Origin of the sequence: Streptomyces sp. NPDC056486 (assembly GCF_042795295.1) — a bacterium.
In the GTDB taxonomy this organism is placed as follows: domain Bacteria; phylum Actinomycetota; class Actinomycetes; order Streptomycetales; family Streptomycetaceae; genus Streptomyces.
The window spans coordinates 1-11,970 of sequence record NZ_JBHTSF010000223.1 but is presented as its reverse complement, the minus strand read 5'-3'; the positions used below and the strand labels follow the sequence as shown (position 1 = coordinate 11,970).

Sequence of the window (11,970 nt, the reverse complement as noted above, 5' to 3'; positions counted from 1 at the left end):
CACCCACACCCTCCACCGCAAACAACCCCCCACCCACACCCTCCAAACCACCCTCGCCCACCACCACACCCACCACCACACCAACTGGCCCACCACACCCACCACACCCACCACCCAACCCACCAAACTCCCCACCTACCCCTTCCAACACCAGCCCTACTGGATCCACCCCCACTCCCCGACTCTCCAGCACGCAGAGAGCGGTCACCCGCTTCTCGGCGAGCCCGTCGAGCTCGCCGTCGGTGAAGGGCAGTGGTTCTCCCGGGCGTTGGAGGCGGATCGGCCCTGGTTCATCGATCAGCACCGGCTCGCCGGCACTGCCGTACTCCCGGCCGCCGCGATGCTGGAGTGGGCCGTCGCGGGGGTGCAGAGCGCCGCTGACGTGGGCTCAAACACCGGGGTGAATCTGGAAGGCGTCACCTTCAACGACTTCCTGCACTTCGGCTCCGACGTGCCCATCAAGGTCCAGGCTTCGGTCGTGCCCGAACAGGACGGATACCGGGTGCGCTGCTTCGGCCGGCCGGACGAGCCCGCCACGGGGAAGAAGGCCCGGCCCTGGACCGAGCACCTGACCGTGACGCTTGCCTCCCCCGTCGCCGACGGCGTGCACCATGTCGACCTCGACGAGCTGCGCGCCAGGGTCCCGGTCGTCGACTCCGACGGGCTTTACGAGCGTCTGCACAAGATCGGCGTCGAGTACGGTCCTGCCTTCCGCGCGCTCAAGCAGCTCCGACGCTCCGGGGCAGGCACCGAAGCGCTCGCGCTGGTGGTGGTCGATGCTCCGGACATCGCGCGGGACACAGAGAAGTACACCCTGCATCCCGTCGTCCTCGACGCCTGTTTCCACGTCGTCGCCGGGTTCACCGAAGGCGACGAGACGCTGCGGCTGCCCGTGGGGCTCGACCGGATGCGTGTGTACGGGCGGCTGCCCCACCGCGTATGGGCGTACGCCCGTTGGCACGGGGTCGACAAGTCCGGCGAGTGCTCGATGGACCTGGACCTGATCTCGGAGTCCGGGGAGGTGCTCGCCTCCGTCGAGAGGCTGCGGTTCCGCACGGTCGCCGCGACCGCGTTGCGCGGCATGGCCGTCACCCGCCCCCGTCAGTACGTCGTCGAGTGGACGCCCTTCGTGCCGCCCGTCACGGCCGGCGAATCCGCCGAACAGGCGCCCGGCCCATGGCTCGTGGTGGATCGCGACGCCCCGACCGATGGCTGGTGCGGGCGCATCGTCAGGTGGGGTGCCAAGGCCGACGACGAGGGCGCGGTGCTCAGTGGTCCCTTCGTCGTGGACGTGGAGTCCGAGTCCGAGCTGGAGCGGTTCTTCGGTGAGCGTCTCGGCCGCGAGCTCGACGCCCTGGGCGCCGACGGGGGTGGCCGCCTCGCGGGGCTTGTCCTGAACGGTGTCTCCGCCACGGAAGGCCCGGACGAGGACGCGGGTGGGGACGGCGGTTTCGCCGAGGTCCAGCGCCTGGCCCTGCACAGCCTTCTCCTCCTCAAGCACTTCCTCCGCGCCCGTGCCGACGAGCGGCCCGGCGTCGTCATCCGCTCGTCGGGCGCCGCCCAGCTGCCGGATTCGGGCGGGGGCAGTGTGTCGTCGCTGGTGCAGTCCGTCCTGACCGGTGCCACGAAGGCCGTCATCTCCGACCACCCGGATCTACGGTGCGTCCAGGTCGACATCGACCCGTCCGGGCCGGTGCCGCCGCTGGGCGAGGCGCTCGTGCGGGCCGCGCAGCTGCCGGGCGCGGGGCATCTCGCGGAGCGCGGCGGTCGGTGGTTCGAGGCGCGGATCACGGAGCGGGATTCGACCGGTGGACGGCCCTCCGTCGATGTACGGACCGACGGGACGTATCTCGTCACCGGCGGTCTCGGTGGCATCGGTCTGGAAGTGGCGGGGTGGCTCGCCCGGCAGGGGGCGACGTCGCTCGTGCTGGCCGGCCGTAACGTTCCGGAGGAGGTGCCGTCCGAGGTGGCGCGGCTGCGCGCCGACGGTGTGCGGGTCGAGCTGCGGAGGGCTGATGTGTCGCGGGCCGACGATGTCGCCGGGCTTGTCTCCTTCGTACGGGAGGAGCTGCCCGCCCTGCGCGGTGTGTTCCATCTCGCCGGTGTCACGGACGATGCGGTCCTCGACAAGCTGGACGGGCCGCGGATCCAGGGGGTGCTCGATCCGAAGGCCGGCGGTGCCTGGCATCTCCACCGGGCCTGCGGGGATCTCGACCTGTTCGTGCTGTTCTCCTCGATGACGGCGATGACCGGCGCTGCGGGTCAGTCCAGTTACGTTCTGGCCAATACGATTCTCGACGCCCTCGCCGCTCATCGTGAACGGCTCGGTCTTCCCGCGCTGAGCATCGGCTGGGGCGCCTGGGGCGAGGTCGGCATGGCCGCCCGCGGCGGGTCGCTCGCGGGACTCGCCGCCACGGGCGTGGACGCGATGGCGCCGCGGCAGGCGTTCGAGGCGTTCCAGCAACTGTCCACAGGCACCCCGGCTCATGTGGGTCTGGCCCGCATGGACTGGCACCGCTATGCGGCGGTGACGGCGCGCCCGGTGCCGTACACCTTGCTGAGCGCAGTGCTGCCGCTCGGCGGCAACCCCTGGACGTCCGGCGAGACTTACCGGTCCGTGGAGGAGCTCACGGAGCTGATGGCGGCCGATCCGGAGCAGGCCCGCGACGCCGTGCTCGGCCAGCTGTTCGACATGGTCTCGGTGCTGCTCGGCCTCGGTGAACAGCAGCGCGACGAGCTGCGCCCCCGCTTCGCGGCGACCCGTCTGAACGTCCTGGGCCTCGATTCACTGACGACGGTCAGACTGCGCGGCCGGCTGTTGGCCGACACCTCCACCGATGTGCCTTCGGACCTCCTGTTCGGGGGCGGGCCGGCACTGGAGATCGCCGAGTTCATCTGCCGCCAGCTGGCGCTGCGCTGCGTGCTGGTCGCTGACGACGACGCCGTGGAGGACTCGGCGGAGACCGAGGTGCTGACGCTGTGACGCACGGCGCGCGACATCGCGAACACCGAGTCCCCGCATCCACGCCCGCACCCTCGTACGCACCACGACACAGGAGAGAGGTCCCCAGTTGAGCACGGGAGGAATGGACCGGATTTCGTCGCTGCTGGACGAGCTGGCCGACAGACGTATCAAGTTGAAGCTCACCGGTGACCACCTTGAGGTGCAGGCGCCGCGCGGCAGCCTGACGGCGGACCTGCGGGAACGGCTCGCGGGTCACAAGCAGGAGATCGTGGCATGGCTCGCTCGGTCGGCGGGCGGCTCGCAGGCAGCCGATGGCGAGCTGCCCACGGTGGAACACGACGCGGAGCGGCTCTACGAGCCGTTCGCCCCCTCCGACCTGCAGCAGTCCTTCCTGATGGGCAGCCGGGAGGGGTTCGAGTTCTATGTGCGTCCGCACCAGTACGGGGAGTTCGACTTCGACGAGCTGGACGCGGGCCGCTTCCAGGAGGCCTTCCACCGTGCGGTGCACCGTCAGCGCAAGAACCTCGTGGTGGCCGACGAAGACATGCTGCTGCGCACGGTGCGTGATCCGGCGCCGGTCGAGTTCACCGTGTCGGACCTGCGCGGTCTGCCCGCCGACGAGGCCGAGCGGGCCATGCTGGCGCTCCGTGAGCAGATGGAGCGGCAGGAGCCGGCACACTGTCAGTGGCCTTGGCTGACACCGCACTTGAGTCTGTACGGGGAGCGCGGGGCGCGGTTCCACTACAACAACAACAACCTGTTCGCGGACGCGCCGAGCGCCTTCCGGCTGCTGAGTGACGCTCTGCACTACTACCACCACCCGGACGACGAGCTGCCCGAGCTCGAGGTGGCCTTTCGGGACTGTGTACTGACGCTGGCCGAGCTGGAGGCGTCCCCACTCGGTGAGAGGTCGAAGAAGTATTGGTGCGACCGGATGGCCGACTGGCCGTCCGCGCCGAAACTGCCCCTGGTGAGCAGCGCTGTCCGCCGCCGCCGGTCGGAACTGTCGCGGCGTGAGCTGCTCCTCGAACCCCGTATCCGTGAGGCGTTGCAGGCGCGGGCGGACGCACGGGGCCTGACCCTGACGAATGTCCTTCTCGGGGCGCACGCGGAGGTCATCGCACAGTGGAGCGGTTCACGGCACTTCCTGCTGAACAACATGATCACGCACCGGCTGCCGCTGCATCCGCAGATGCGGGAGATCCTGGGCAACTTCGCGTCGCTGTACCCACTGGAGGTCGACTGGCGTCAGCCGGAGGGCTTCGAGGAGCGGGTACGCCGACTGCAGGCGCGGGTGATGTCCGATACGGAGCACACTTACTGGAGCGGCAGCAAGGTGCTGCAAACGCTCAATCAGGTGCGGCAGACACCTGGCAGCGCGGTGTGTCCCTTCGCCGTGGGCAGCGCGCTGTTCGTGGGCCCCGCCGATCCGCCGGGCTACAGCCTCCTGGAGACGCCGCAGACCCTCCTCGACACCGAGTTCTGGGAACTGCGGGACGGCCGGTTGTGGGTGATCTGGGACGCCATCGAGCCGATGTTCCCCGCCGGGATGATCGAGGAGATGCTGGCGGCGTACGGCCTGCTGGTGACGCGCCTGGCCGAGGACGAGTCCGCCTGGCGGGAACGGGACTTCGACCTGCTGCCCGCGGCCCAGCGCGAGCAGCGCGCGGCCATCAACGAAGAGGCGCTCGGCGCGGCGGGCGAACCGCCTGTACGGCTGCTGCACGAGGTGCTGCCCCGCACGGCGGCCGCGCAGCCGGACGCACCGGCGGTGATCGGGCCCGACGCGAAGGTCAGCTACGGCGAGTTGCGGGAGCGGAGCCTGCAGATCGCCGCGCGACTCGGTGACTGCGGAGCCGGCGCCGGCCATGTGGTGGCGGTCGCGCTGTCGAAGAGCCCGGAGCAGATAGCCGCCGTGCACGGTGTTCTCGCGACGGGCGCCGCCTATGTCCCGGTCGATCCGGAGTGGCCCACGGACCGTATCCGCTATGTCCTCGCGGACACATCGGCGGTGGCCGTGGTGACGTCGGCGGCGCTCCGTGACCGGCTCGCGGAGGCGGCCTCAGTGCCGCTGGTCACGGTCGAGGAGTGCGCGCGGCGGCGGGAGGCGCCCGATGCGCACCCGGGGGCGGCGACACGGCGGCCTGACGACCTGGCGTACATCATCTACACGTCGGGCTCCACCGGGAGGCCCAAGGGCGCGATGCTGGATCACGGCGGCCCGTTGAACACGGTGGCCGACATCAACCGGCGCTTCGGGGTGACCTCGTCCGACGTGCTGTTCGGGGTCTCCTCGCTCTGCTTCGACCTGTCGGTGTACGACGTGTTCGGTGCGGCGGCGGCGGGGGCCTCCCTGGTGCTCCCCGCGGCGTCGCAGACCGATCCGGCATCGTGGATCGACACGGTGCGCTCGTTCGGCGTGACCGTGTGGAACTCGGTGCCCGCCCTCATGCAACTGTTCGTGGAGGAGGCGGTCGCGGCCGGCGTGCGGCTGCCGTCGCTGCGTACGGTGCTGCTGAGCGGAGACTGGATTCCGGTGGACCTGCCGGGCCGGATCCGTGAAGTCGCCCCGAACGCACGGGTGATCAGTCTGGGTGGCGCGACGGAGGCGTCGATCTGGTCCATCTGCCATCCGGTGGACGCACCCGATCCCGCCTGGGCGAGCGTTCCGTACGGTCGTCCGCTCGCGGGTCAGAGCTGGCACGTGCTTGACGGCTCGGGGCGGGACGCACCGGTGTGGGTACCGGGCGATCTGTACATCGGCGGCCGCGGCCTCGCACTTGGCTACTGGAACGACCCGGAGAAGACCGAGGCGTCCTTCGTGCGCCATCCCCGGACCGGCGAACGGATGTACCGGACAGGCGACCAGGGCCGCTATCTTCCGGACGGCACCATCGAGTTCCTGGGGCGTTCGGACTTTCAGGTGAAGATCCAGGGGTTCCGGGTGGAGCTGGGCGAGATCGAGCACGCCCTGCTCTCCTGTCCGGGTGTGGGCAAGGCCGTGGTGGTCGCTCCGGACGCGGCATCCGGACGGCAGTTGGTGGCATTCGTCGTCCGTGACCGGCGTGCGGACGTGTCGGAGGTCTCCGGCACGGCCTGGGTGGCGAAGCTGACGGCCCAGCTGGGCCGTCTTGTGCCGCACTACATGGTTCCCGGCCGCATCGCTCTGCTCGACGCCCTTCCGCTGACCGGCAACGGCAAGCTGGACCGGCGCGCGCTTGAGTCGCTGTCCCGCCCGGAAGCGGGGCAGGATCGCGAGCGCACAGCGGCAAGGAACCCGTTGGAGGCCTTGCTCACGGAGATCTGGGAGTCGGTGCTCGGCGTGCACCCGATCGGCGTGCACGACGACTTCTTCGATCTGGGCGGGCAGTCGTTCGCCGCGCTGCGCGTACTGCGCCAGGTCACCGGGCGGACCGGCAACCGGGTGCCACTCGGGCTGCTCCTCGAACGGCGCACGATCGCCGAGCTCGCGGAGAGTCTGCAGACCGCTCAGGGTGCCTGGACGGCGCTGGTCACCCTGCGCGGCCGGGAGCGGGCCGCGCGCGGTGAGCCACTGTTCCTGATGCACCCGGCGGGCGGCAACGTGGCGTGCTACCGACAGCTGGCCGAGCTCCTCGACCGGCCCGTGTACGCCTTCCAGGCCCCGGGCCCCTCGACCGGCCACGAGCCCCTTTCGACCGTGGACTCGCTGGCCCGGCTCTACGTCGACGCACTGCGTGACGTCCAGCCGTGCGGCCCCTACCTGCTGGGTGGGTGGTCATCGGGTGGCGTGATCGCCTTCGAGGCGGCACGCCTTCTGGAGGAACAGGGCGAGGCGGTCGAACGCGTCGTGGTCCTCGACTCGCCGGCCCCGTCCCTCACCAGGGACGTCGACGATGCCCAGCTGCTCGTATGGTTCCTGGAGGACCTCGGCATCGGGTTCAAGCCAGGGCACGCGCCGCTCGACGAGGTGCGCCGCCTGGACGGAATGCGGGACGTCGACAGAATCGCCCGTGCGCTCGCCATCGGCTGCGCCAACGGGCTGCCCGACACGGGACTCGACGCCGGCGATCTGGTGTCCCCGCTCGCGGTGTTCCGCGGTGTCGTGCGGGCCTGCAACAGCTACCGGGGCGGCGTGATCGACGCGCCGATCGACGTGCTGCGCGCCGATCAGGGCGTGGTCAGCGAGTTCGCCGGGCATCCGCACACCGCTGCCTCGGACTGGGGCTGGTCCGGATTCTCGCGGGCCGGGGCGAGCGCCATGGCGATCCCCGGTACGCACTACACCCTGCTCGCCGATCCGACCGCCGTCACCGCCGTCACTCATGCGATCGACCAGCTGGGGGCGCCGAGCATCACACGTTCAACGTCGGTGCCCGCACACCAGACCACCAAGGAGAATTGAGATGTCCCAGGAACTCCTGTCCGAGCTGCACCGGCGCGGCATCAAGCTGCGCCTGGCCGGTGACCGCCTGGACATCGTCGCCCCCGCAGGCGCACTCACCGACGAGCTGCGCGAGAACCTGAAGCGTGACAAGGACGATCTGATCACGCTGCTGCGGCAGGGCAGCACCACCACGGTGGGTCACGAGCCGGGCGTGACTCCCCGACCCGACGAGCGGTACGAGCCGTTCCCGCTCACCGACATCCAGCACGCCTACTGGGTGGGCCGCGGCTCGGCGCTCGACCTGGGCGGCGTCTCCACCCACCTCTACTTCGAACTGGAGCGCACAGGACTCGAGTTGGAGCGTCTCACCACTTCGCTTCGCAAGGTTGTCGCCCGCCACGACATGCTGCGCGCAGTCGTCCAGCCGGACGGCAGGCAGCGCATCCTCCGTGACGTACCGCCGTACGAGATCGCCGTGCGGGATCTGCGCGACGCGGGCGAGGAGGGGCAGCGGGCCGGCATCGAGGAGGTGCGCGGGCAGCTGGATCACCAGGTCCTGCCCGCCGACCGCGCCCCCATGTTCGACATCCGGGCCTGTCTTCTCGACGACGACCGGCTGCGGCTGCACATCAGCATCGACGTGCTGATCCTGGACGGGCTCAGCCTGTTCGTGCTGTTCGCCGAGTGGCGGCGGTTCTACGAGGACCCGTCGTGGAGCCCCGAACCGCTGGCCCTGTCCTACCGCGACCACGTCCTGCACGAGGCTGCGTCCCGCTCCGGCGCCCGCTACCGACAGGACGAGGCGTACTGGCTGGACCGCCTCGACTCGCTGCCCGCCGCACCCGAACTGCCCTTGGCGCTCCGGCCCGGACAGCTGTCCCGTACCGAGTTCACCCGCCGGGCCGGCAGCCTGACACGCGAGCGGTGGAGCGCCCTCAAGGAGACCGCCCAGCAGCGCGGCCTGACGCCTTCGGCGGTCCTGATGACCGCGTTCGGCGACGCGCTGCGGCTGTGGTCGGCACAGCCCGACTTCACCCTGAACCTCACCCTGTTCAACCGACCCCCCGTGCATCCCCAGATCAACGACGTCATCGGGGACTTCACGACGCTCACGATGCTGGAGAACCGGTACGACGCCGGGGCCACGTTCGCCGAGCGGGCCCAGACCTTGCAGAGCCAGCTGATGCGCGACCTCGAGCACATGGCGTACAACGGCGTGCAGGTGCTGCGGGAGCGGGCACGGCGTCTTGGCGGTGGGCCGGCCGCGGCGATGCCGGTCGTCTTCACCAGCGCCTTGGTGCTCGGCTCCCCGGACAGCGACCCGTCGGACGGCATCCGCTTCTTCGGAGAGCAGGTGCACGGCCTGACGCAGACACCGCAGGTGTGGCTCGATCATCAGACGTCCGAGGAGCGGGGGGCGCTGCTCTTCAACTGGGACACCGTCGAGGCGCTCTTCCCGGAGCGGATGCTCGACGACATGTTCGCCGTGTACTGCCGGGCGCTCGACCGGCTCGTGGAAGAGCCCACGGCGTGGGACGCACCAGGCTCACCCGTGACGCTTCCGTCGTGGCAGGCCGAGGAGCGGGACCGCGCCAACGACACGGCCGCCGAGTTGCCGAGCGGCAGCCTGTGCGGCCTGGTCGAGGCGCAGGCACGGCTGCGGCCGGACGCGGTGGCGGTGATCGACGGCGAGCGGGAGTTGACGTACGACGAGACGGTGCGGCACGCGCGCCGTCTGGCGCGGCGCCTCCAGGCGCTGGGTGCACAGGCCGACTCCGTCGTGGGTGTGGTCCTGGAGAAGGGCTGGGAACAGGTCGCCGCGGTGATCGGAGTGCAGCAGTCGGGCGCGGGCTATCTGCCGGTCGAGCCCGGGTGGCCGCAGGCCCGCAGAGACCAACTGCTCGACGAGGGCGGCGCGCACGTCGTGGTGACCTCTCCGTCGTTGCGCGAGGCCTTCGACTGGCCGGAGGGGGTGCGCACCGTCACCTTCGAGGACGCGGAGGTCACCGGGGCGAGCGCGCAACCGCTCGACACGGAGCCGGACCCGGACGACCTGGCGTACATCATCTACACCTCGGGCTCCACCGGGAGGCCCAAGGGGGTGGCGATCGACCACCGTTCGGCCGTCAACACCGTCCAGGACATGAACACCCGCTTCCAGGTCGGCCCCGCCGACCGGGTGCTCGCGCTGTCGGCGCTCAGCTTCGACCTCTCCGTGTACGACGTTTTCGGCCTGCTCGCCGCGGGCGGCACCATCGTCATGCCCTCCGCAGGCCGCGCCCAGGACCCCGCGCACTGGACGGAGCTCGCGGAGCGGCACGGCATCACGGTATGGAACTCGGTGCCCGCGCTCATGCAGGCCTGGGTGGACTCACGCGTCGAAGGGGCCGCACTGCCCGCGTCCAGGGTGCGGTTGGTGCTGCTCAGCGGCGACTGGATCCCGGTGCCGTTGCCCGACGCCGTGCGCGGCCAGCACTCCAAGGCTGAGGTGATCAGCCTCGGTGGCGCCACCGAGGCCGCCATCTGGTCGGTGTGCTACCCGATCGGCGAGGTGCCCGGGGACTGGACGCGTATCCCCTACGGCAAGCCGCTCGCCAACCAGACACTGCACGTGTACGACACCGCCATGGAGCCCTGTCCGGTCTGGTCGACGGGCGAGATCTTCATCGGCGGCACCGGCGTGGCTCGCGAGTACTGGGGTGATCCGGAGCGGACGGCGGAGCGCTTCGTGCGGCATCCGCGCACTGGTGAGCGGCTGTACAGGACCGGCGACCTCGGTCGCTATCTCCCCGGCGGTGACATCGAGTTCCTCGGCAGGTCGGACCACCAGGTCAAGGTCAACGGCTACCGCATCGAGCTGGGGGAGATCGCTGCCGCGCTGCTGCGCCGACCGGGCGTGGCCGATGCGGTCGCGGGTGTGGAGACCAGCCCCAAGACCGGCCACCGGCAGCTCGTGGCCCACGTCGTTCCCGTCGCGGGCAGCTCGGACGGCGGAGCGGGCGCGGCCCCGGACGGGGGCTGGGACGCGGTGCTCGCTGCCTGTGCGGAGCGGACGGAGCAGGACACCCTGGAACTCTCGGCGCCGTTGGCGGAGTACCGCAGGATGCTGGAGACGCTCGAAGACATCTCGCCCGCCCTGATGGCCCGCACCTTCGCCGGCCTTGGCGTCTTCACGGCCGAGGGTGAGGCGGCGTCCGCCGCGCAGATCGTGGACCGGTGCGGCATCAGGCCCGGATACCGCGGCACGGTGGGCCGCTGGCTTGGCGTCCTGGCCGCGGACGGTGTCCTGCGGGCCGGGGACGAGCCCGGGGTGTACGTGGCCGACGCGGCGCTCGACGTCGTGGACCTGGACGAGCGGGTCGGCGCACGCCTGGCCGCCCTGGACTTCGAGGGCAGCGAGGCTGTCCTGTCCGGCTACTTCGCCGACTGCGCCGAGCAGCAGACCGAGATCCTCAAGGGCCGGACAAGCCCGTTGAAACTCCTGCTCAAAGGCGACAACCAGAAGGTGACGGACGCGCTGTACGCCGACAACGCCGTGTCGACGCTGCAGAACCGTGTGCTCGCCCAGGGCGTGCGCGCTTTCGTGTGCAACCGCGGCAAGGAACGCGGACCGGTGCGGATACTCGAGGTGGGCGCGGGCACGGGCGCGACCTCGGCGGCGGTCCTGGAGGCACTGCCCGAGGGCCGGGCCCAGTACTCGTTCACCGATGTGTCAACGTACTTCACGGCTCTGGCCAAGACCCGCTTCCAGCACTGCTCCGGGGTCGAGTACGGAGTCTTCGACATCGACCGCGAGCCGACGCAGCAAGACGTGGCGCCCGGCTCCGTCGACATCGTCATAGCGGCCAACGTGCTGCACGATGCCGCTGATCTGCCGTGGACACTTGACCGACTCCGCTCCGTCCTGGCACCCGGCGGTCTGCTCGTTCTCCTTGAGGGCACGGTCAACTCGCGCCAGCAGTTGGTGACGGTGGGCCTCATCGAAGCCCTCGCCCAGGATCACGGGCCACAGCGGCTCCCGCTGCTCTCCGTCGATGCCTGGCAACGGCACCTGGGGGACGCCGGATTCACGCGGTTCGCGGCTGTCCCGGGGGCGGAGGCGACCGTCGACTTCCACGGCCAGCAAGTGCTGATCGCACAGCGCCCGGGCGGCGATGATGCCGACGCGGTGACGGCCCTCGACCCTGAGGCGCTCCGCCACAGCCTTGAGGAACTTCTCCCCGGCTACATGGTTCCGCGCCATCTCATGCTCATCGACCGTCTTCCGCTCACCGCCAACGGCAAGGTGGACCGCACAGCGCTGCCCTCACCGTGGAACGAGGTGGACGAGGGCGAGCGGATCGCTCCGCGCGACGACCGGGAGCGGACCGTCTTCGCCATCTGGAGCGCGGCCCTCGGACACGATGACTTCGGCGTCACCGACGACTTCTTCGAGCTGGGCGGCGACTCCCTGCACGCGGTCAGCATCGTCGGGCGGCTGCAGCAGGAGTTCGGTCTCTCCGACGGCGCGGAGGACGGCCCCGACCTGCTCTTCGACAACCCGACCATCGCGGAACTGTGCACGGAGCTGGCCACGCGCGGGCAGGGGTGAGGTCCCACGACCACGTAAAGCGCACGGCCCGGGTCACCACACCCGGGC

General features: G+C 70.5%; 3 protein-coding genes. All 3 read left to right on the top strand.

The annotated features are described in order from the left end of the window. The coding region (locus ACFQ7F_RS42480; protein ID WP_383283826.1) for a type I polyketide synthase at positions 1-2,983 on the top strand (2,983 nt) is incomplete at its 5' end. A 103-nt stretch (positions 2,984-3,086) separates the two neighbouring features. After that, positions 3,087-7,349, top strand: coding sequence for an amino acid adenylation domain-containing protein (locus ACFQ7F_RS42475; RefSeq protein ID WP_383283823.1), 4,263 nt, complete (start codon positions 3,087-3,089; stop codon positions 7,347-7,349). A 1-nt stretch (position 7,350) separates the two neighbouring features. Beyond that, positions 7,351-11,922: an amino acid adenylation domain-containing protein gene (locus ACFQ7F_RS42470; RefSeq protein ID WP_383283820.1), complete on the top strand. Its 4,572-nt coding sequence runs from the start codon at positions 7,351-7,353 to the stop codon at positions 11,920-11,922. The last annotated feature ends 48 nt before the right edge of the window (positions 11,923-11,970 follow it).